The organism is Pleomorphomonas diazotrophica (genome assembly GCF_002844595.1).
GTDB lineage: Bacteria > Pseudomonadota > Alphaproteobacteria > Rhizobiales > Pleomorphomonadaceae > Pleomorphomonas > Pleomorphomonas diazotrophica.
This window is the reverse complement of record NZ_PJNW01000001.1, coordinates 26988-47624: the sequence shown is the minus strand read 5'-3', so window position 1 is coordinate 47624 and position 20637 is coordinate 26988. Positions and strand designations below refer to the sequence as shown.

At 66.5% G+C, this 20637-nt stretch carries 19 protein-coding genes; 6 read left to right on the top strand and 13 right to left on the bottom strand.

Going from position 1 to position 20637, the window contains the following annotated elements:
* Positions 1-2: 2 nt before the first annotated feature.
* Together CXZ10_RS00280 and CXZ10_RS00275 are read left to right on the top strand one after the other, a co-directional pair.
* The gene (locus CXZ10_RS00280) at positions 3-1004 is read left to right on the top strand and encodes an ABC transporter ATP-binding protein (RefSeq protein ID WP_101286955.1); all 1002 of its coding nucleotides are present in this window, start codon (positions 3-5) and stop codon (positions 1002-1004) included.
* Positions 1005-1141: 137 nt separating this feature from the next.
* Entirely contained in the window at positions 1142-1969 is an 828-nt protein-coding gene (locus CXZ10_RS00275) for an AraC family transcriptional regulator (RefSeq protein WP_101286954.1), read from the top strand.
* A 29-nt stretch (positions 1970-1998) separates the two neighbouring features.
* On the opposite strand, the gene gor is transcribed toward CXZ10_RS00275, so the two are convergent.
* Both gor and CXZ10_RS00265 read right to left on the bottom strand, forming a co-directional pair.
* Positions 1999-3366 carry a glutathione-disulfide reductase gene (gor, locus tag CXZ10_RS00270; RefSeq protein WP_101286953.1) on the bottom strand — a complete coding sequence of 456 codons (1368 nt, stop codon included), beginning with the start codon at positions 3364-3366 and terminating at the stop codon, positions 1999-2001.
* A 69-nt stretch (positions 3367-3435) separates the two neighbouring features.
* On the bottom strand, positions 3436-3942 hold the full coding sequence (locus CXZ10_RS00265) for a DUF2059 domain-containing protein (protein ID WP_101286952.1): 507 nt from the start codon (positions 3940-3942) through the stop codon (positions 3436-3438).
* A 368-nt stretch (positions 3943-4310) separates the two neighbouring features.
* On the opposite strand from CXZ10_RS00265, the gene gph reads away from it, so the two are divergent.
* Entirely contained in the window at positions 4311-4979 is a 669-nt protein-coding gene (gene gph / locus CXZ10_RS00260; protein ID WP_101286951.1) for a phosphoglycolate phosphatase, read from the top strand.
* A gap of 5 nt (positions 4980-4984) precedes the next feature.
* Here gph and CXZ10_RS00255 read toward each other — a convergent pair whose 3' ends face one another.
* Both CXZ10_RS00255 and CXZ10_RS00250 read right to left on the bottom strand, forming a co-directional pair.
* Entirely contained in the window at positions 4985-5623 is a 639-nt protein-coding gene (locus tag CXZ10_RS00255; RefSeq protein WP_101286950.1) for a DUF6766 family protein, read from the bottom strand.
* An 89-nt stretch (positions 5624-5712) separates the two neighbouring features.
* Positions 5713-6219 (bottom strand): MgtC/SapB family protein, encoded by a 507-nt coding sequence (locus tag CXZ10_RS00250; RefSeq protein WP_101286949.1) that lies wholly within the window; start codon positions 6217-6219, stop codon positions 5713-5715.
* A gap of 446 nt (positions 6220-6665) precedes the next feature.
* Here CXZ10_RS00250 and CXZ10_RS00245 point away from each other — a divergent pair, with 446 nt between their 5' ends.
* Together CXZ10_RS00245 and CXZ10_RS00240 are read left to right on the top strand one after the other, a co-directional pair.
* Positions 6666-8858, top strand: coding sequence for a methyl-accepting chemotaxis protein (locus CXZ10_RS00245; protein WP_101287079.1), 2193 nt, complete (start codon positions 6666-6668; stop codon positions 8856-8858).
* A gap of 165 nt (positions 8859-9023) precedes the next feature.
* On the top strand, positions 9024-9821 hold the full coding sequence (locus CXZ10_RS00240) for a HesA/MoeB/ThiF family protein (protein WP_101287078.1): 798 nt from the start codon (positions 9024-9026) through the stop codon (positions 9819-9821).
* A gap of 15 nt (positions 9822-9836) precedes the next feature.
* On the opposite strand, the gene moaC is transcribed toward CXZ10_RS00240, so the two are convergent.
* Entirely contained in the window at positions 9837-10319 is a 483-nt protein-coding gene (gene moaC / locus CXZ10_RS00235) for a cyclic pyranopterin monophosphate synthase MoaC (RefSeq protein WP_101286948.1), read from the bottom strand.
* Positions 10320-10420: 101 nt separating this feature from the next.
* Here moaC and CXZ10_RS00230 point away from each other — a divergent pair, with 101 nt between their 5' ends.
* Positions 10421-11161, top strand: coding sequence for an HAD family hydrolase (locus tag CXZ10_RS00230; RefSeq protein WP_101286947.1), 741 nt, complete (start codon positions 10421-10423; stop codon positions 11159-11161).
* Between the two features lie 6 nt (positions 11162-11167).
* Here CXZ10_RS00230 and CXZ10_RS00225 read toward each other — a convergent pair whose 3' ends face one another.
* The 8 genes from CXZ10_RS00225 to CXZ10_RS00190 form a co-directional block, all read right to left on the bottom strand.
* Positions 11168-12751, bottom strand: a complete 1584-nt coding sequence (locus CXZ10_RS00225) for a helix-turn-helix domain-containing protein (RefSeq protein ID WP_180335810.1) — start codon at positions 12749-12751, stop codon at positions 11168-11170.
* Positions 12752-13143: 392 nt separating this feature from the next.
* Positions 13144-14448 carry a DVU_1553 family AMP-dependent CoA ligase gene (locus CXZ10_RS00220; RefSeq protein ID WP_101286945.1) on the bottom strand — a complete coding sequence of 435 codons (1305 nt, stop codon included), beginning with the start codon at positions 14446-14448 and terminating at the stop codon, positions 13144-13146.
* Positions 14445-15836, bottom strand: a complete 1392-nt coding sequence (gene trsS, locus CXZ10_RS00215) for a radical SAM (seleno)protein TrsS (RefSeq protein ID WP_101286944.1) — start codon at positions 15834-15836, stop codon at positions 14445-14447. Before trsS ends, CXZ10_RS00220 begins: the two co-directional genes overlap by 4 nt.
* On the bottom strand, positions 15833-16975 hold the full coding sequence (locus tag CXZ10_RS00210) for a DVU_1551 family NTP transferase (RefSeq protein WP_101286943.1): 1143 nt from the start codon (positions 16973-16975) through the stop codon (positions 15833-15835). Before CXZ10_RS00210 ends, trsS begins: the two co-directional genes overlap by 4 nt.
* Positions 16972-17424: a DVU_1555 family C-GCAxxG-C-C protein gene (locus CXZ10_RS00205; RefSeq protein ID WP_101286942.1), complete on the bottom strand. Its 453-nt coding sequence runs from the start codon at positions 17422-17424 to the stop codon at positions 16972-16974. Before CXZ10_RS00205 ends, CXZ10_RS00210 begins: the two co-directional genes overlap by 4 nt.
* Positions 17421-18089: a DVU_1556 family methyltransferase gene (trsM, locus tag CXZ10_RS00200; RefSeq protein ID WP_101286941.1), complete on the bottom strand. Its 669-nt coding sequence runs from the start codon at positions 18087-18089 to the stop codon at positions 17421-17423. Before trsM ends, CXZ10_RS00205 begins: the two co-directional genes overlap by 4 nt.
* Positions 18089-18292: a DVU_1557 family redox protein gene (locus tag CXZ10_RS00195; RefSeq protein WP_101286940.1), complete on the bottom strand. Its 204-nt coding sequence runs from the start codon at positions 18290-18292 to the stop codon at positions 18089-18091. Before CXZ10_RS00195 ends, trsM begins: the two co-directional genes overlap by 1 nt.
* Positions 18289-20619 (bottom strand): pyridine nucleotide-disulfide oxidoreductase/dicluster-binding protein, encoded by a 2331-nt coding sequence (locus CXZ10_RS00190; RefSeq protein WP_101286939.1) that lies wholly within the window; start codon positions 20617-20619, stop codon positions 18289-18291. The genes CXZ10_RS00195 and CXZ10_RS00190 overlap by 4 nt, the downstream gene beginning before the upstream one ends.
* Between the last annotated feature and the right edge of the window lie 18 nt (positions 20620-20637).

Sequence of the window (20637 nt, the reverse complement as noted above, 5' to 3'; positions counted from 1 at the left end):
CCGTGGGATCGCTTGAACTCAGGAACATCAGGAAGTCCTTCGGCGCGCAGGAGGTGCTGAAAGGCATCGACCTCCAGGTGAAGGACGGCGAGTTCGTCATCTTCGTCGGCCCGTCCGGCTGCGGCAAGTCGACGCTGCTGCGCTCGATCGCCGGCCTTGAGGACGTCACCTCGGGCACCGTGCTGATCAACGGTGAGGACGTGACGGTGGCCCCGCCTGCCAAGCGCGGCATCGCCATGGTCTTTCAGACCTACGCGCTCTATCCGCACCTCAGCGTGCGCGACAACATGGCACTGGGTCTCAAGCAAGCCGGCACGCCGACGGACGAGATCAACACCCGCGTCGCCGCAGCGACGGAGATGCTATCGCTGGAGCCTTATCTCAAGCGCCGGCCAGCCGAGCTCTCCGGCGGCCAGCGGCAGCGCGTCGCCATCGGCCGCGCGCTGGTGCGCGAACCCGAGCTGTTCCTGTTCGACGAGCCGCTCTCCAACCTCGATGCCGCGTTGCGCGTGCAGACACGCGTCGAGATCGCCCGCCTGCACCGCCAGCTCGGCGCCACCATGATCTACGTGACGCACGACCAGGTCGAGGCGATGACGCTGGCCGATCGCATCGTGGTACTGAACGGCGGCGTCATCGAGCAGATCGGTTCGCCGATGGAACTCTACAACCGCCCCGCCAACCTGTTCGTCGCCGGCTTCATCGGCTCGCCGCAGATGAACTTCATCGAGGCGGCACGCATTGGCGAGACAGGCGCCACCATCGGCATCCGGCCGGAGCACCTCAGCGTGTCGCCGACCGAAGGGCGCTTCCGTGGCAAGGTGATCCACGCCGAGCATCTCGGCGCCGATACCAATCTCTATCTCGAAACAGAGACCGCCGGCCTCGTGACCGTGCGGCTGTTCGGCGAGCATCGTTACGCGGCGGACGATATCGTCCATGCGACGCCGGACCCGGCCAAGATCCACCGCTTTGATGAGAGTGGCAGGGCGATTACCGCCTGATCCTTCGGACACTCGCGTTGCAAACGCCGCCTTCGGGCGGCGTTTTCGTTATGGTGGTCGTGGTCAAGCAATTTCGATCAAGCGGAGCTGTCCGGCTTCGATCATCAACGAAGCGCTCTCAACGTCGCGAGGAAGAGATGGGCGTCCTGGAAAAGGCAGTCTGGTACCTGGAGCTGAATATCGGACGGCCGTTTACGCTGGCCGAGCTTGCCGACCTCTGCGGCGCCAGCCCCTGGCACCTCACGCGTCTCTTCCAGACCAACGTCGGCCTCGCACCGATGAGCTACCTGAGAGCCCGGCGGCTCACCATCGCCGCCGAAGCGCTGGCAAAGGGCGACCAGGACATCCTGCCCATCGCCCTCGATGCCGGCTATGGCTCGCACGAAGCCTTCACCCGGGCCTTCGCCGGCTGTTTCGGCATGCTGCCGAGCGCGGTTCGGCTGGCCCGGACGACCTGCAATCTCCCCCTGATGGAGCCCTGGACCATGAACAAGGACATGATCATCGACATCGCCGCGCCGGAGTTTCGCGAGCGTGGTGCGTTCCGGGTGATGGGGCTTTCGACCCGCTGCACCTTTGAAACCAACTCCGTCATTCCAAAGCTGTGGGGCGAGTTCGACCAGCACTGCAACGAGATTCCGTCGCCGGTCGCCGGCGTCTACTACGGGGTCTGCTGCGACATGGAGGCCGACGGCCACTTCCGCTACGTCGCGGGCCAGGCGACGACGGCCACGCACGTACCCGACGGTCTCGACACGGTCGACATTCCGGCGAGCCGATATGCCGTCTTCAAGCACGTCGGCCATATCTCCGACTTCAACAAGACCGTCTACACCATCTGGAACAAGGCCCTGCCCGACGCCGGACTGACGCCCGCCAAGGCGCCGGACTTCGAGCTCTACGATGAGCGCTACGACCCGAAGACCAGCAGCGGCACGGTGGAAATCTGGATCCCTCTCGCCTGACGAACGACGCGGACCAACCCCGCCGTTTGCTACCTGTGGCGCACGGCGGGCGTCCGCAGCGTCACCAGTTCCTCGGCGGCGGTGGGATGGACGGCCATGGTTCGGTCGAAGTCGCGCTTGGTCGCGCCCATGGTCATGGTTATGCCAACGATCTGGATCATCTCGCCGGCCTCCGGTCCCATGATGTGGACGCCGAGCACGCGGTCGGTCACGGCATCGACCACCACCTTCATGAAGGTGCGCTCGTCGCGGCCGGCGAGAATGTTGCGCATGGGGCGGAACTCGGTCTTGTAGACGTCCACCGCCGCATGCGCCGCGCAGGCCGCTTCCTCGGACAGGCCGACCGTGCCGATTTCCGGCGTGGTGAAGATGGCGGTCGGCAGGATCGTGTGGTCGGCGAAGCTCTCCTTGCCACCGAACACCGTGTCGGCGAAGGCGTGGCCTTCGCGGATCGCCACCGGCGTGAGCTGGGCGCGATTGGTCACGTCGCCCACCGCGTAGATCGAGGGCACCGAGGTTTCCGACAGCGCGTTGACGACGACGGCGCCGTCGGCATCGAGCGTCACGCCCAACGCCTCCAGGCCGAGCCCCTCGGTGTTGGGATGGCGCCCGGTGGCGGCGAGAATGAGATCCGTGTCGAGGTTGGCGCCGTCCATCAGCTCGACGTCGAAACCGACCGCCGTCTTGTCGATTCTCTTCACCTGCACGCCGGTCCTGAGGTCGATGCCACGTGCCCGGAGCGCGTCGGCAAGCTTGTCCCTGACCTCGCGATCGAAGCCGCGCAGCACCTGCTCGCCGCGGTAGAGCACCGTGGTGGCGACGCCGAGGCCGTTGAGGATGGAGGCAAACTCGAGGCCGATGTAGCCGCCGCCGATCACGATCGCCTTTTCCGGCAGGGTCGGCAGATCGAACATGTCGGTCGAGGTGACGGCATGCTCGATGCCTGGAATATTCGGCAGCACGGGGCGGTTGCCGGTGGCGATCAGGATGCGGCCGGCCGTGACGGTCCGCTCCTCGGCGACGAGGCGGATCTCGTGAGGACCGGTGATGACGGCGCGGTCGCGAATGACGTCCACGCCCGATCGCTGGAGATTGCCAGCGTAGATGCCTTCGAGCCGGGTGATTTCCCGCTCCTTGGCCGCCCGCAGCGCCGCCCAGTCGAATGCCCGGTCGCCAACCGTCCAGCCGAAGCCGGCCGCGTCATTGAACTCGCCGGCGAATCGCGACGCATAGACCAGAAGCTTCTTCGGCACGCAGCCGCGAATGACGCAGGTGCCGCCGATGCGGGACTCCTCTGCGATGGCGACGCGCGCGCCGTAGCCGCCGGAAATGCGAGCGGCGCGGACCCCGCCGGAGCCCGCGCCGATGACGAAGAGATCATAGTCGAAGGAAGCCATCACCAACCGCCGTATGGAGGAACCGATGTCCTCATATCACGTCGGCGGCCGGTCGTGGCAACTCCGTCCTCAGAAGCTGTAGCCGCGCTTGTTGAGCTCGTCACGCGAGCGCGTGAGAATTTCCGTCGACAGGGCGTCGCGCCAGATACCGGCCGAGCGCATCGAGTCCTGGATGATCACTGGCGCCAGCTGGCCGTATTTCTCGCCGACCGGCGACTTGAAGAAGGTGGTGATCTGCTTCAGTTCGTCCTCGTTGAAGCGGCCGGCCCAGACACGCTCGAGCTCTCGATCGAGATCGGGACGACGCTTGGCGAGATCGAGGGCGACGGCGCTCACCACTTCCTCGATGTCCTTTGCGGCACCGGGGTTGGAACGCTGGAACAGCGCCTTGGTCTGCTCGGCCAGGGCGATCAGAATTCCGTTGAACTGCTCGGACGCATGGGCGGCGGCGATGGTCTCGCGGGCCGCGGCGAGATGGGACTCGGTGAAGTCCTCAGACAATGCCGGAGACGCCAGCGCGGCGATCACCATGGCCGCCGCCAGCGGGCGGCGGAGAAGGTTCAGGGTCCGGTGCATAAACAAAACTCCGATATCGACTGCGTCGTTGGCTTCATGTGGTCCCGAAGGGCAGGTGCTTGTCACGACCGCTCGTCACGCCCAGGCGACTCCGTCGGAATCGCCGGCGGCCCGATCGCGCCAAAGCGCCGTCGCCCAGCCTGTGAAACCGAATTCTGGCGAAATGATGCGCCCGCCGCGATCAAGCCCCATTTCCCCCAGAACGGCCCCCGCTGGTTTGCCGCAATCTGCGAAAAGTCGCAAGTCCGTTGCGCTCGGGCACGACCATTGTTGGCCCTTTCATGCCGGTGGACCGCCGATAGTTCTGGCGACCGGCCACGATCGTGCTAAATCCCTCCCATCGTTGCAAAAGAAAGGCATTGCGGCCGATGCGTCCGGTTGTCGTCTTCGATCTCGATGGAACGCTTCTCGACACAGGTCCAGACCTTCTGAGGGCTCTCAATCGGACACTCGACGGTGAGGGCCTGGCCGCGCTGCAGCGCGCCGACGTCGCCAATCTGTTCGGTCACGGTGCGCGGGCAATGATCGGCGAAGGGTTCCGCCGCGCCGGCCGGGACATCGACACCGCAAGGCTGCCGGAGCTCATCGAACGCTTCATCGCCTTCTACGGAGCCGAGATCGCGGTGGAGACCTGCCCCTACCCCGGCGTTACCGGCGCGCTTGACCGCCTGTCCCGACGCGGTTTCGGCCTTGCGGTCTGCACCAACAAGCGGGAAGCGCTCGGCCGTGCCGTGCTCGAGGGTACCGGCCTCGCCCATCTGTTCGCGGCCGTCATTGGCGGCGACAGCCTGCCCGAACAGAAGCCGCATCCGCGCCCGCTGCTTGAGGCGATCAACCGGGCCGGCGGCACGCCGGACGCCGCGGTGATGGTCGGCGACAGCGAAACCGACATCGCCACCGCCCGCGCCGCCGGCGTGCCGGTGATCGCCGTCGAGTTCGGCTATGGCGGACGGCCGGCAATCGAGTTCGGCGCCGATGCCGTCATAGGCCATTATGACCAGCTTGACCGGACAATAGACGCGCTTCTCCCCGGCTGAGGGGACTACGCGCCCGTCTCGGCATTGGTGGCGCCAACCGGCTTCGATTCCGGCGAGCCCTTGTGGCGTAGGAAGATCGACAGCACCACCAGCACCGCCGTCGACAGAAACTCCGACTGCCAGTTCTGGAAGGACTCGAACCAGAGCTGGGCATCGAGGAGATAGGCACCGAGGGACTGAAGCTCGCCGCCGTGCCGCGCCGCCTCGTCGTTGGCGGCGACGAAGCTCGACCACCAGTGCAGGCAGAAGGACGCGACGAACAGGGCGGCGAGCGCGAGGCCGAGCGCATTGGAATAGAGCCAGGACAGAACTGGATGACGCCGGCGAAGGTCGGCCGGCAACTCGTCCTTCGGCCGGTCAGGATCGTCGGGATCGCGCGACTCTGCCGAGCCGCGCTGGAACAGCATGGCCGTCAGGATGACGTAGACCGACATTTGCAGGAACTCGCTTTCCCAGTTCTCGAACAGTGCCGACAGGAAACTGCCGCTGCCGAGATAGGCAAGAAGCCCGACGGCCGGCACGCTGTGCTCGGTGAGCTCCTCATTGTAACTGGCGTGGCCGGCCAGGATCATGCCGATCACGCTGACCAGGAACATCGCCATCAAGGCGATCGTCAGCCCATTGTCCCGGAAAAAGGTTCTCACAGTTACTCTCCCTCTCCAGTGCAGCGTGAGGGCTGCCGGGAGAAAACGCCCCCACGCCCGTTTCGTTCCGGCCGCGGATCAGGAGATGTTCACTTACCGTCGGCGGAAGGATCTCCATCCTTGAGGCCGGTCTTGTACTGCACGTGGCGCAGCACCCAGAGGATGACGACACCGGCAAAACTGGCCAGCAAGGCGACCGACCAGAGACCAAGACCGCAAGCGAGGCCGATGGCGCCGGAAAGCCACATGCTGGCGCCCGTCGTCAGGCCCTTCACGTCGCCCTTGGTGAAGACGATGACGCCGGCGGCCAGAAAGGTGATGCCGGCGGTCACGGCCTCCACCAGGCGGATCGGGTCAAACTGCATGGCATTGTTGCCGGCTGTCATGGTCTCCATCATGTAGAAGGTGATCATGCAGAAGGTGGAGACGGCGAGGCCTACCAGCATGTTGGTTCTGAGGCCCGCCGGGTTGTTGTGCACCCCGCGTTCCAGACCGATCACACCGCACAAGACGGCGGCGCCGATCGTCCTGAGCAGCAGGATCTCGATCGGCAAGGGAAACTCGAAGGTGAACTCGTCGATAAGGCTTTGAGGCATAGACCGTCTCCTGCTTCTCCGACAAACAAGTTTCGGAGACCGGAAAGGTTCCATCCCAGCATTTCCAGGACCAAGTAGTAATACTCAGCTCATTCAATAGAGATGCTCGACATGACCTAGATTACGACGTCCTGCATCACCTTTTCCGCGTTCAGGCCAAGATTGCACCGGATTTAAATCAAGCGACGGAAATATCTAGCATAACTCGTATATTGGGAGCAGCGATCACAACGCCTGCGCGAAGAATCCGCCGCGACGCCCTGTAAACAATACGAAGTTTAATTCTCCAGTCGAACTTATGCTGCGTTGAGGGCAAGCTTACGACGATGGTCGGAAGGTCCAGTATTGGCGCTCATTGCTTGGCGAATATTTTTTCGTTGTTAACGGGTGCCAGCTAGACCGGTGTTGCTGCCACGCAGACAGCACTGTCAATGCTGGGGGATCCGGTGAACATTCAATCGATTAAAGTCAAAATCGTCGCGCTCTCCGTCGTCTGTCTGGTAACGACCGTCGCGGCCGTGGTCGGTTATGGCGTGTTCGCCAGCCAGACCGTGAACGAGCAGACCAGCGCAAGCGTCGCGCAACTGCTGGACGCCAAGTCGCGCGAGGCCCTTCTGGGCATTGCCACGACGCAGGCTGGCGACATCCGCGCCGAAGTGGATTCGGCCTTCGCGGCGGCCCGCAACATGGCGCGCTCCCTGGAGACCATGGTCGACGACGGCCCGACGGCGACGCCGCCGGACCTGCGCAGGGCTCAGCTCAACGGCACGCTGCTCAACGTCCTCAAGGACAATCCCCGCTTCAACGGCACCTATAGCGCCTGGATTCCCGACGGCCTCGACGGCAACGACACGGCCTTCAAAGGCAAAGCGAACATCGGTTCGGACGCAACGGGGCGCGCCCTGCCCTACTGGACGCGTGACAGCGCCGGCAAGATCGCTCTCCAGCCGCTGGTCGAGTATGACAGCCGCGAGAGCCACGGCAACGGCCTCATGAAGGGCGGCTGGTTCATCGGGCCGCAGGAAACCGGCAAGGAAAGCATCCTTGCGCCCCTACCCTATATCGTGCAGGGCAAGGCCGTGCATCTCGCCACCATGTCGGTGCCGATCAGCGTGAAGGGCAAGTTCCTGGGCGTCGCCGGCGCCGACTTCGACCTGTCGGCGATCCAGAAGCTCGCCGAGGCCGTCGACGGACAGATCTATGGCGGCGAAGGCTCGGTCACCATCGTGACCGACAAGGGCCTGATCGTCGCCTCCAGCCTCGACCCGACGGCCATCGGCGGGCCGCTGTCGAAGATCGACACCTCCTGGCAACAGGACATGGAGACGATTACCGCCGGCAAGCAGACGGTCACCCACGACGAATCCAACGATCGCCTGCGCGTGTTCGCCCCGGTGCCGCTCGGCCGCACCGGCACCAACTGGTCGGTGATCATCGGCGTTCCCAGGGCGGTGGTGATGGCCGACGTCACCAAGCTGGCGACCGAGACCGCCGCCGCGCAGAGTGACAGCACCAGCAACCAGATCCTGGTCTCCATGGTCGTCTCCTTCGCCGGCATTATCGTCATGTGGCTGGTGTCGCTGTCGGTCAGCAAGCCCATCCAGCGTCTGACCGCCGCGATGGAAGGCCTGGCGGCCCGCAAGACCGGCATCGTCGTGCCCGGCACCAACCGCAAGGACGAGATCGGCGCCATGGCGCGGACCGTCGGCATCATCCAGGACAACGCCGTTGTCGACGCCAGGGCGGCAAGCGAACAGGCAGCTGCCAACGACGCCCGCATCGCCGCCGAACGGAAGGTCGCCATGGCCCGCATGGCCGACGAGTTCGAGCAGTCGGTCGGCGCCATCGTCGGCTCGGTCTCCTCGGCGTCGAGCCAGCTCCAGTCGGCCGCCGAGACCCTGACCAACACCGCGGAGGATACGTCGGTGCGTTCCTCCGAGGTTGCCCATGCCTCCGAGGAGGCCTCCGCCAACGTCAACACGGTCGCGTCGGCATCCGAGGAGATGGCGGTCTCGGTTCAGGAGATCAGCCGGCAGGTCGCCGAAAGCGCCCGCATGGCAGCCAGCGCCGTGCAGGAAGCCATCGGCACCGCCCGGACGGTGAAGGATCTGTCCGATGCCGCCCAGCGTATCGGCGAGATCATCGATCTGATCGGCAACGTCGCCGGCCAGACCAACCTTCTGGCGCTCAACGCGACGATCGAGGCCGCCCGGGCCGGCGAGGCCGGAAAGGGCTTTGCCGTGGTGGCCTCCGAAGTCAAGAACCTCGCCGACCAGACGGCGAAGGCGACGGCGCAGATCAGTGCCCAGATCTCGGGCATCCAGTCGTCCACCGAGACGGCGGTCACAGCGATCGACAGCATCTCGAAGACCATCGAGAAGATGGACCAGATCGCGGCTCTGATCGCTTCGGCGGTCGAGGAACAGGCCGCCACGACGCAGGACATCGCCCAGAACGTCCAGAGCGCGTCGACCGGTACGGCCGGCGTCTCCCGCAACATCGCCCTGGTGACCCAGGCGGCCTCGGCCACCAGCGCCGCTGCCGAGCAGGTGCTGAGCTCCTCAGCAGAGCTTTCGCAGCAGTCGGACATGCTGAAGGATCAGGTCAGAACCTTCCTGGCGACCGTCAGAGCCGCCTGAGACGCGCTGAAGATCGATGGGCCTGCGAGACGCCGCAAGGTTTCCCGCAGGCCTTGTTTTTGCCGGCGTCGCCGGTGCCGCCTATGATGGAGCTGGAAAGGCCGAGGCCGATACGCGATGATCGGCATCAACTTTGCCAAAACCGGCATACCAAGGAAACGCCGCATGACCTCCGCCCTCAGCCAAGACGAAGTCCGCCGCTACTCGCGCCACCTGCTGCTGCGGGACGTCGGCGGCCCCGGCCAGCAGAAGCTGAAAGCGGCGAAGGTTCTCTGCGTCGGCGCCGGCGGGCTCGGCTCCCCCATCATCGAATATCTCGCCGCGGCCGGCGTCGGGACGCTCGGTCTTGTCGATGACGACGTGGTGTCGCTGTCCAACCTGCAGCGGCAGGTCGTTCACTCGACGGACAACGTCGGCAAGCCCAAGGTGGAGAGCGCGGCCGAGCGCGTGGCGGCCCTGAACCCGCATGTGACGACGGAGCTCTTGCCGGTTCGCCTCGACGCCGACAATGTCGCCGGCATCATCGACCGCTTCGACATCGTCGTCGATGGAACGGACAACTTCCCGACGCGCTTTCTGGTGGCCGATACCGCCTATGCGCTGCAGAAACCGCTGGTCACCGCCGCGGTGCAGGAGTTCTACGGTTCGGTGACGACGCTTCTGCCCTATGTGGCCGACGCCGACGGCCAGCTCCAGCCGAGCTGGCGCTGCCTGATGCCGCACGAGCCTGACGGTAACGTGCCGACCTGCTCGCAGGTCGGCATTCTCGGCGCCGTGGTCGGCGTGCTGGGCACGCTGGCCGCCTGCGAAGTGCTGAAGCTGATCACCGGCGTCGGCACGCCGCTGATCGGACGCCTCCTGATGGTCGACATCCGCGACATGCGCATCGACACCATCGGCTACAAGCGCCGCCCGGACACCGTGGCGCCGGTGATCAAGGCGAAAGCCGATCAGCCCGCGTGATTCAGGTCGGCTGACTCAGGCCTCGGCCAACCAATGGCCGGACTTGCCGCCGCTCTTCTCCACGAGGTGGATGGCCTCGATGCGCACGCCCTTCTCGACCGCCTTGACCATGTCGTAGATGGTCAGGCAGGCGACCGAGACGGCCGTGAGCGCTTCCATTTCCACCCCGGTCTTGCCGGTGCAGCGGACCGTCGCCGACACGAGGACGCCGGGCAGCGCCGGATCGGGCTCGAGCTCCAGCACGACGCCCGAGAGCGCCAGCGGGTGGCAGAGCGGGATGAGGTCGGCCGTCTTCTTGGCGGCCATGATGCCGGCAAGGCGTGCCGTGGCGATGACGTCGCCCTTCGGCACCCTACCGTCGACGATCAGCGCCAGCGTCTCCGCTTTCATGATCACCCGGCCGCTGGCCGTCGCCGCCCTTTGGGTGACGTCCTTCTCGCCCACATCGACCATATGGGCAGCGCCCTTGTCGTCCAGATGACTGAGACCGTCCTTCATGACGTGCTTTTCTCCCTGAAGAATGGCGCTTGGGCCACCTGCGATACCGGTCCGGTGCCGATCGTCCTTTTCAGCCGCCAAGATACCCGTGGGCGCCAGACATGCACCTGGTTTCTGCCATCCCGCCCCAAGGGCCGTCCGCGGAAGACGGCAGCGGGTCGTTCGTCTGCAAGGCCATTGCCGTCGACTACGATGGCACCATAGCCGAACAGGGCCGGGTGAGCGCTGTCACCGAGGCGACACTTCGCGCCCTGCGGGACGCCGGCTTTCGCCTGATCCTGGTGTCTGGCCGCAGGCTTGAGAACATCCGACGCGCCTGCGACGTGCTCGACCTCTTCGAGGCGGTGATCCTGGAAAACGGCGCCGTCTCCTTCCGTCCGCGAACGGGAACCGAAGACATGCTCGCGCCGACCGTCGACGAGAGGTTTCTCGCCGATCTCAAGCGGGAGCTTCCCGGCGGATCCCTGTTCGTCGGCCGGTCGATGGTGGCGGCCGACGCTGGCCATGCGGGGCGCATCGAGATGGTCATCGCGCGCGGCGGCTACGATCTTCACATCACCGCCTGCGGCGAACGGGTGCTGGTCCTGCCCGTGGGAATCGACAAGGGCAGCGGCCTTTCCCATGCCCTCGCCGCCCTTGGACTGCACCATTGCGACGTGGCGGCGGTGGGCGACGAGGCCAACGACATCGCGCTTCTTGAAGGCTGCGGCTTGAAAGCAGCCGTCGGCAACGCCGCGCCGGAGCTCAAGGCTGCCGCCGATATCGTCCTGCCGGGGAACGCAAGCGAGGGCTTCCGGAATCTCGCCGACAGGCTGCTCGCCGATCACCGATCGCTCGGCTGAGCCCCCTCAACGCAAGATCCGCAGCTCCTCCTTGAGGCTTTCGATATTGGGAATGACGAAGGTCCGCGGCGCCGGCCGCTGAACGTCGCCCGCCCGGATGAGCTCGGCCAGCACCGTCGACACCGACTGGCGCGCCGCGCCGATGGCCATGGCGAGGTCGTCGCCATGCGGCGCGGACTCAATCACCACCCCATTCGGCGTCTGGCGACCGTCATGCTCGGCCATTTCGCAGAGGTAACGGATCAGCCGATAGCGCACGCTGCGGAAGGCCATCTCGCCGACCATGGTCAGCGACCGGTTCAGCATCTTCTCGACGGCCGGCAGAATGCACATGCCGAACTCGGGATGATCGCGGGTCAGCCGCCGGAAGGCCGCGCGAGCGATCACCGCCGCCTCGCCCTCCTTGCGCACCTCGACCACCATCTCCGGCTGGAGCGGCACGGCATCGCCAGGCCCCAGCGTGAAGAGCGTCAGCTCCTTGCCCTCATGCGAGGCAAAGCAGCGATAGCGGCCCGAGGCGACCACCAGGATGGCCTCCCCGGTCTCATCCATCAGGTTGGCGCCATAGACCAGTTGGCCGACCTTCATCTTGCGCAGCTTGGGGCCGCCCTCGCCCTGCAGTGCCTCGAGCACCACATGCGGCAGCGCGTCTCTGCCGGTGGCCGGCTCGGCAAGCGCCGGCCGCGCCGGCTCGCGGTCGATGGTCTTCGCCGCGTCGGCGACGCCGTGCGATTTCGTCGGCATCTGCATGCGGGCGAAGAAGGTCGACCCCTGCGCGGATTGCACTACGCATTCGTCGGCGGAGGCCTGCCGCGTGACGCTGGCGTGCTGAACCGAGAACAGTTGGCGGAAATGCATGACGCCGATCGCCGACCAGCTCAGGCCGATCAGCTCGACGGCCGTGCGGTTGGCGCCGATCAGGCGGTCGCTGTCGAAGGCAAGCAGTCCCTCGTTGGGGCCGCCGAGAAGGCGCGGGTTCGAGTGCAGGTGCATCTGCTCGAAGCGGCCATAGCGCCGCTCGAACAGGCGCCGCTCGATTTCGTTGGCCGCCCGCTTCAACAGCGGCAGCGAATAGTCATGCGCCACCGTGACCGATGTCGACAGATCGATGATGCCGGCCAGGGCACCGCAAGGGTCGATGATCGGCACCGCCGAGCAACTGATGTCGGTGTTGCCGTTGCAGAAATGCTCGGCACCTATGACCGAGAGGGCAAAGCGCTCGGACAGGGCCGTCCCGATGGCATTGGTGCCCTTGGCTTGTTCCGACCAGTCGCCGCCTGGGCACAGGCCAAGCCGCTCCGCTTCGTCGCTGAAACTACTGTCGCCAAGGCGGACCAGCACCACTCCGTTGGGGTCGGTCAGCACCACCACACCGCCGAGCGGCTGCGTTTCCCGGCAGAGCGAGACGATCTCGCCCCAAGCGGATATCAGCAGTTCCTCGTTCCGCTCCCTCAGTTCCTTCAGCGCGGTTTCAGTGAGGCGGGTTTCGCTGCGGCGCGGCGTTCCGTTGGAAAGGCCGTGCAGGCTGCTGCGCTCCCACGAACGAAGGATCGGCAGCGGAATGCCCTCGGGGACAATGCCGTCGGACATGAACTTCGAGCGGACGGCCAGGAGCTTGCCCTGGTCCGGAATCGGGCCGGGGCGCGCGTTGCGCTCATGTCGTCCCGAGGTGCTCCTGCACGTTCCGCAGGCGGCCGGTCCGCCGGAGGGAATTGCGCATGTTTCGGTATCGAGCCGCTGGGGCAGGACCATTCCAGCACCTCCCGGGTGCGTCCATTGCTGAGGTCCGAAGACGTTCGTTGCGCGTCCGCGACGGGTTTACTTCGGATGAGCCACGCGGCCTTAGGCCGAACGTCAGGCAAAAGCGGGCTTTCCTTTCATGAGTTCGATCATAAGCTCGGCTGAGCTAAATCGTTATGATCCTTCAGTCTATGTCGCCCGTTCCGGTATAACCGTCAGGTTTGTCTTTCATCTTCAACCATTTACCCCTCCCCTTGAGCCTCCAACACCTTGCGCTTTCGGCAGAGGGTGAGTTTTGAATCGGATGTTATTTCGACAGCGATGTCAACTTCGGGTGATTGCAGCACCGGACCAAGTAAAGGATGGTGCAGAAGGGCCGCCCGTACATTGTCCGCCACCTCAGGGTGATCCGCTACCAAACCGATGGCGAGGCGGGGATGCCCCGCGGATCGCAGTGCGACCGAGAAGTCGATGACGCCGTCCACCGCGAAGATGGCATCATCGAGGATCTCGCGCGGCAGATGTCTTTCCCGGCCCAACACAATCGGCTCTCCGATCCGCCCGCCGAGGCGCAACCGGCGGAGCAGGGACCCGCATCGGCATGGGCTCTCGGCGATGCTGCCCCGGTCCCCGGTGCGGTAGCGGATGAGGGGCAGCCCCCGTCGTCGCAGGGTGGTAATGACGATTTCTCCCTCGTCCCCGGCCGGCAGCAGACCGCCGGTGTCGGCGTCGACGATCTCGACGTAAAGATCGGTTTCGCGGATGTGCAGGCCGTCATGGGCATGGCAGGCGAGCGCACCGCCATATCCGGTTTCTGTCATGCCCCAGTGCTCGAAAACCTCCGTTCCCCAGATGGCGGCCAGCGCCGCCTTGAAGCTCGGCGACACGCTGTCGGCGCTGACCAGTGCCGTCTCGATCGCAAGCGGAGGGCCGCCGTCGGTCGCCATGCGCCGGGCGGCTGCCCCCAGCGTCACCGGCATGCCGGCGATCGCCGCCGGTTGCATGTCCCGCAAGGCGCCGACAAGCGCATCCACCGAACCGCTGACCGGCAGCGTCATGGGGACGGCGCCGAGGCGTGTGAGCCCCCGCATCAGGAGATCGCCGACGCTGTCCGGCCGCTCGGCGGGAAAGGCGATGGCCACGTGGCCGCCGGGGCGGGTGATGGTTGCCATGCCGTGCTCGAAGTAGGCAATGGTCGCCTCGATGTCCGCTTCGGTGAAGAACAGGCGCTTCTGGGGCCCTGACGTGCCGGATGTCGGAATGGTCACCAGGCGCGCCGCGTCGCGAAGCGGCAGGGCGATGAGCGACGGATCGCCGCGCGACAGATTGGCGGGCGTCGTCAACGGAAATCGGACGAGGTCTTTGATATCGGCGAGATGGTCCCGCCCCGGCCAGCCGGCTTGCGACCGATAGAAGAGGCTTGCGGCCCGCGCGTGGGCGAGCGTCTCGTTGAGGCACCGGAGTTGATAGGCATCGAGATCGTCGCGGCTCGGCAGCCGTCCGACGCCGATCGTCCGTCCCACCCAGGCGTCCAGCGTCCCGCTCATACCTTGGGCTCGCGATAGAGCGACCGTCCCCTGAGGTCGGTCAGGTTGTAGGCGCAGAAGGGTATGACGCTGCCATCGGGCTTCGCCACATGGATGTGGCATTGGCGCAGGCGATCGAGGTCGAGCGTCCAGGCGTCCTGGAAGGCCATGCCGGACAGCGACAGATGACGGCTCCTTTGTTGGAGAAAGGCGTCGAAGGCCTCGAGGCCGGGTGCCGAAGAGGCTTCCACCGTGGCGCCCGTCCACTGGCCGGCCACATAGCGTTGGGCGCGCACAACCTCCGGCGACCGCCTCGGCGCCGGGCCGCAGCAGGCCGCCGCCGTTGCCGCTTCGGCGGCGGGGCCGCAGCAGCCGGGCGCCATCTCCGGATCGGAGCGAAGCTGACCCGCCGGGTCGACGGCGAAGCGGCCGCTGAAGGAGCAGAACGGGTTTTCGGCCGAACCGGGGCGGAAATCCTCCAGTCGGATGGATCCGCCGGCATGCCTTATCAGCGCCTCCATCACCTCCGGTAGAGTCACGCGATCCTCGTCGCGCGGCGCACCGGGATTGCGCCCGAAATAGGAGATCGGCTGGAAGTGCACGGCCCGCACGGTCGGCATCTCCCTCTTGGCGAAATCGACGATGGCACCGATCTCGCCGGCGTTGACGCCGGGCACCAGCGTCGGCACCAGAACCACGCCGACCCCGGAGGCGCGCGCGCTTTCGATGGCGAGCCGCTTTGCCGCGAGCAGGTCGCGGCCGCGCAACTGCCGATAGACGGCATCGCTGACGCCGTCGAACTGCAGGAAGACACAGTCGAGGCCGGCATTGGCCAGCGCGGCGAGATAATCGGGCTCGCACCCGATCCTGATGCCGTTGGTATTGAGCTGAATGAAGTCGAAGCCCTTGGCCCGCACCAGGGCGACGATCTCAGGCAGATCGTCGCGCACCGTCGGCTCGCCGCCCGACAACTGGATGTGCACCTGACCGCTGCTCGCCCGCAGCTCTTCGAGGGCAACGGCGATGTCATCGATCGGCATGTCGGCACCGTGACGTCCGGCCGAGGCAAAACAGACCGGGCAGACCAGATCGCAGCGCGATGTCACCTCGATCAGCACGCAGCAGCCTTGCTGCCGGTGATCGACGCAAAGACCGCAATCCCTCGGGCACCCCTCGGCGATATCGGTCGCCACGCTCACCGGCGCCGAGGTGGCACTGCGGCTCCTCGCCCAAATCTCGTAGCTCAGGAGCCCCCGCCAGACCGGCGTCACGACACGGCCATGCTCCGGGCAGGTCTTGTCGAGATAGACAGTGTCGCCGATGGCAAAGCGCTCGGCCGGAATGGTCTTGAGACAGTCGGGGCAGACGCTGCGGGTGCGCCCGAAGGACAAGCGAACCGGTGCGGTCATCGCCCATTTCCCAAGGGCGAGGCGGGGTCACCGAGCGGACCGGTCAGGGCCTCCACCGCCGCCAGCACGGCGGCGACGGCGGCGTGGCGGCGCCGGACGCTGGCCAGGGCGGCAGGGTCGTCGGCGAAGGCGGTAAACGCCGGCGCGAAACGCTCCTCAAGGCCGACGCGGCGCTCTTCCTTGATCAGCTTGTCGGCAAGAAACACCACGTGGCGGGCGTCGATCGGTTGCCCCGGCGCGTAGGCGATCTCCATGTGGGCCGCGACGATATCGGCGACCTCTGCAAATCCGTAGGCCGCGACGCGCCGGGCACCGACCGCCGCGTGGTCGGGCTCGCCCTTGGCGATGTCGTGCAGTAGCGCGCCGGCCCTGACCGCTCCAAGGTCGAGAGAGAGCCCCTTGGCGATCAGCCGGGCGGCGAGATCCACCGCAAGGCGCGCGACGGCGCGGCTGTGACGACACGTCGGCTCCGGCGTGCCGGCCGCCTCCAGCATCGCTTCGCATTCCGCCTCGTCGGGGTGGCGACGCTCGGCCAGCGACGCGGCAAGGCGGCGATAGTCGTCAGGATAGTCCATGTCGCGCAATATGCCGCTGTCGATGACGGGGAGAGCCCGCGGCTCATGTCGCTCCAGAACGTCGCGCAGTGTCGCGTCGGGCGGCGCGGCCAGGATTTCCGCAAACAGCGAGCGGCTGATGAGCGGCGGATGTCCGGGCCGCCCGCGAAAGGTCGGACGAAGCACCGCTGCGTCGCTCGACCCGGCGCTTTGGGCAAGCCGGCGCAGCGTTTCCGCCCTGACGAGCGGCACGTCGGCCGGCAGGATCATCACCGCGTCCACGCTGGCGGGCAGCACGGAGATCCCGGCCTTGACGCTGGACATCATGCCCTCCGCGAAGGCGGCATTCTCGACCACCGCCGCACCGTGATCCTCGGCCACCGGCGCCACGCGCCCCGCCTCGTTGCCGACGACGACATAGGCCGGCCCGACGGCCGCGTCGGCTATCGTCGAGAGCACGTGTCCGAGGACGGTATGGTCGCCGAAGGGCAGCAGCGGTTTCAGGCCGCCCATCCGCGACGACCAGCCGGCCGCCAGGATCACGACCGCAATGCGTGTCGATGAGAGCTCGACCGAAGCGTTCACGAGGCCTCCTCCGGTGGGACGGCGATGTCGATGCCGTGGGCGGCGAGCGCTTCCTTGACCTTCTCCCAGGTGGCGACGATCAGCTCCGGACAGCGCTGGCGCTTCAGCCCCTCGTCGAACTGCATGATATCGGAACAATCGATCCCGCCATACTGACCTGTCGCTGAGGCGTTGAACCAGCCGGTGAAATCGTCGAGCATGGCGCCCAGTTCGGGATGTTCGCGCTCGCCATCGCCGCCACGCCCGGCATAGTAGCCGATGACGCAGCAACCGGCCGACAGCGCGCCGCAGTTGAAGCCCTGGCCCATGCCGAGGGCGAGGCCGGACATGGCGCGGACGAGATCGGGGTCGTCGCGGCCCTGGGCATCGAGGGCGAGCCGCATCAGGACGTGGCTGCATTTGAAATCGTCGAGCAGCAGTTCGGCGACGCGGAAGGCGTCCTCGCTCATGGACGTTCACTCCCTGTCGGCGGTGTCGGTTCGGCGACGATCAGCCGATAGCCCGGCCGGCCTTCCGCCGGCGGCGCGCAGTCATGATCGCCCCACAGTGGATCGAGCGAGCCATAATGGAAGATGAAGCGGGCGACAAAGCGGGCAAGCACGTCCGACCGATCCTCGTCGTGGAGGATGCGGAAGCCGGCCGACGCGATGTCCTCGGCAAGACCGTCGCGTCCATCCGAACCCGGCCAGTCAACGTCGGCGAGCAACAGCCGGCCGCCGGCCTTCAGCACGCGCCGCCATTCGGCGAGCGCCGCGCGCCGGTCCGGCATCTGCGACAAGCTGCACTCGGACAGCACGGCGTCCAGGCAGGTGTCGGTGAACGGCAGGTGAGCGCCGTCGCCGTGGAACAGCGGCGAGGCGACGCGTGAGGCGGCGAGCGCCAGCGTCCGCTCGTCGCGGTCGATGCCGATGCCGGAGAAACCGCGCCGTTCAAGCCAGGCGAGGCTCTCGCCGGCGCCGCAGCCGACATCCAGCACCTTGGCGCCGAGACGCAGGCCGGACCGCTCGAACAGCACCTTGACGATCGCCCCGTCTCCCGGCCGCAGCCATTCGCCCGGGGCACCCTCGACGCAACCGCAACCGAACAGGCCGTGGACGGAGGCGAGCTTGTCCATCACTTGTCCTCCAGCGCCTGCTCGACTTTCAGCATTCGGCCGTAAGCCAGCTCTTCTGAGATGTAGACGAAGCCGCAAGACGGGCAGCAGGGCAGTTCGACCGGAAAGGTCTGGCCGAGATAGCTCGCCTCGACCTTCCGCATCTCCAGCGGCTTGTCGCAGCGGGCGCAGACGAGATCGGGAACGCCGGACGTCGCTGTCATGGCTTCACCTCGACCTGCATGCGGTGGCCATAGGCGCGATGCACGACATAGCCGACCTCGGTCGGCTCGTACTCGACCCAGGTCGTCACCGTGCCAATGCGGCCGGAGGCGGTGAGATGGCCGGTCGTCCTATCCTTCAGCATGCGCCCGGTTCGCTCTGCCTCGGCGATCACCTCGGCGATGTCGTCAACCAGCAGCAGCTTGCGCTCGATGTCGGCGCGGACGGCGTCGGCAATCACCAGGACCACGGGCGGAACGGGATCGCTCATGCTTTCTCCCCAGAGGTCGCACCGCATGCGCCGGCTCAGCCGCAACCGGTTGTCGCGGCGTCCGGAAAAGCCGGGATCCGGACGCGCCGCCGGATCGTCGTCACAGGGAAACACAAGGTCAATGAGATGAAGGGCGCGTTTGCCGCGCCGGGCGAAATTGTCGCGGCACATGGCGCAATAGGCGAGGAAGTCGTCGTCGCTTTCCTCGATCCGCCGGTCGACGAAGGCGTTGCCGACTTCGGGGTTGGCAAAGGAGGCAAGGCCACCATAGCCGCAGCAGGTGGTCTTTTCGGCGCCGGTCAGCTCGCGCACCTCGGCTCCCAGTGATGCGGCGATCGACCGCACCGCCGCCTGAACGTCGACGGCATGTCGGCTGGTGCAGGGATCGTGGATGGCGAGCGGTCCGACAGGTCTCGGCACGGCGGCTTCCGGCAGGCCGATGGCGGCGAGCTCCGTCCAGAGGGAGGAAACCGGTATGTCCGGCAGGAACTCACCGATCTCCTTCAGGCAGGTGGAGCAGGCCGTCACGAGGCGCGGCCGCCCCTGCCCTTCCCAGACAGCGCTGAGATGATCGAGCACCTCCCCGTGCAGCGCCTTGCGCCCCGACCAATGGGCGGGCGCACCGCAGCAGTCGAGCAGGAAGCCGACCCCGCCGGGAATGCGATCGCAGAGATGGCGGTAGATCGCCTCGACCTGACGCGGCGCCGAGGCCGGAAGCTGGCAGCCGGGGAAGAACAGCACGGCGCTTCGATCATGTCCCGGCTGATGGCGGACGAAGGCAACCTCGTCCGAGCGGCTGAAGGCCATGTCGCGTAGCGCGAAGTCGTGGTGCGACGCCGGCATGTGGCCGCGCTCGACCATGCTCTGGCGCGCGTCGAGGCAGACGTCTCCCATGGCGAGGTCGTTGGGACAGAGCGCCTCGCACAGACCGCACAGGGCGCAACTGTCGATCATCCGGTTGGACTTGCGGTTGCCCATGACGATCGAGTCGTTGTTGTAGATCTCGCGCACCGCTCGCTTGGGATAGGTCTTGTAGTGGGCGAGATAGGCGCAGGCCCTGACGCATTCGAGGCAGTGGCAGGGGAAGCAGCGCGCCGCTTCCTCCATGGCCTCGGCATGGCAATAGCCGGCAATGGGGTCGGAGGGCGGAACGGGCGGCACTGCGGCGTGACGCGCGGTGTCGACATAAAGGCAGGTGCCGGTGGCGCTGTCGTCGACGCGGCTCGCCGTCAGCGAGGCGCCCTGAAGGAAGCGATCGATGGAAACCGCGGCCCGCCGGCCGTCGCGGACGGAGAGAATGGCCGAATAGGGTTCGTCGTCGCCGCCGTGACGGCTGCTGCCGAACACCGCCGGTCGCGAGCTCGCCAGCGTCTGCGGATCGAGGTCGAGCCGACCAGCGGTCGTAAGCCGCAGCGTTCCTGCGAACTGGCTGGCCGGGCCGGGACCGATGGCCAGGAGGACGGCATCGTGGCCGGCGATCAGGTCGTCGAGCGACGACGGGCCGGCGCCGCCGGTCACCCGTTGCCGGCAGCGGATGTCGACGCCGAGCGCCGTGAGCGCGCCGAGATCAGCCTCGATCGCCGAAGGCGGCAGCACGGTTGGGTCGATGTCGTGGCGGAGACGTTCGAGTGGCCGGGCTTCCGCCTCGAGGACGGTGACGGCGTGCCCCTTCATGGCGAGATCGGCTGCCGCCGTGAGGCCGGCCAGCCCGGCGCCGACGATGGCAATGGTCTTCGGTCTGCGCGCCCGCTGGGCGGTGCGGCGTATGGTCGGGTAGGCCTCCTCGACGAGCGCCCGCTCCAGAGCGCCGATACGAACGGCGCCGCCGGCCTCGGCCCGGCGGCAGGCGCTCTCACACGGATGCTCGCAGATGTGGGCGATGATGGCGGGGAAGGGAACGACGCGGGCATAAAGGCCCATGGCGCCGGTGAAATCTCCGGCGGCCATCTTCTCGGCCATGGCGCGCGCATCGACGCGCAAGGGACAGGCGGCGCTGCAGGCCGGCGGCTGTTCCTCGATGCAGAGCGCTTCCCAGGCCTTGACCTGATCGCCGTCCATGATGGTCTCGATGCGTGA

Bases quoted from the DNA above. Each gene is read 5' to 3' on its own strand.
- CXZ10_RS00275 (WP_101286954.1), top strand. From the start codon at position 1,142: ATGGGCGTCCTGGAAAAGGCAGTCTGGTACCTGGAGCTGAATATCGGA.
- CXZ10_RS00250 (WP_101286949.1), bottom strand. From the start codon at position 6,219: ATGCCTCAAAGCCTTATCGACGAGTTCACCTTCGAGTTTCCCTTGCCG.
- CXZ10_RS00230 (WP_101286947.1), top strand. From the start codon at position 10,421: ATGCACCTGGTTTCTGCCATCCCGCCCCAAGGGCCGTCCGCGGAAGAC.
- CXZ10_RS00225 (WP_180335810.1), bottom strand. From the start codon at position 12,751: ATGTCCGACGGCATTGTCCCCGAGGGCATTCCGCTGCCGATCCTTCGT.
- CXZ10_RS00240 (WP_101287078.1), top strand. From the start codon at position 9,024: ATGACCTCCGCCCTCAGCCAAGACGAAGTCCGCCGCTACTCGCGCCAC.
- CXZ10_RS00195 (WP_101286940.1), bottom strand. From the start codon at position 18,292: ATGACAGCGACGTCCGGCGTTCCCGATCTCGTCTGCGCCCGCTGCGAC.
- gor (WP_101286953.1), bottom strand. From the start codon at position 3,366: ATGGCTTCCTTCGACTATGATCTCTTCGTCATCGGCGCGGGCTCCGGC.
- CXZ10_RS00190 (WP_101286939.1), bottom strand. From the start codon at position 20,619: ATGGACGGCGATCAGGTCAAGGCCTGGGAAGCGCTCTGCATCGAGGAA.
- CXZ10_RS00205 (WP_101286942.1), bottom strand. From the start codon at position 17,424: ATGAGCGAGGACGCCTTCCGCGTCGCCGAACTGCTGCTCGACGATTTC.
- CXZ10_RS00220 (WP_101286945.1), bottom strand. From the start codon at position 14,448: ATGAGCGGGACGCTGGACGCCTGGGTGGGACGGACGATCGGCGTCGGA.
- gph (WP_101286951.1), top strand. From the start codon at position 4,311: ATGCGTCCGGTTGTCGTCTTCGATCTCGATGGAACGCTTCTCGACACA.
- CXZ10_RS00265 (WP_101286952.1), bottom strand. From the start codon at position 3,942: ATGCACCGGACCCTGAACCTTCTCCGCCGCCCGCTGGCGGCGGCCATG.
- moaC (WP_101286948.1), bottom strand. From the start codon at position 10,319: ATGAAGGACGGTCTCAGTCATCTGGACGACAAGGGCGCTGCCCATATG.
- trsS (WP_101286944.1), bottom strand. From the start codon at position 15,836: ATGACCGCACCGGTTCGCTTGTCCTTCGGGCGCACCCGCAGCGTCTGC.
- trsM (WP_101286941.1), bottom strand. From the start codon at position 18,089: ATGGACAAGCTCGCCTCCGTCCACGGCCTGTTCGGTTGCGGTTGCGTC.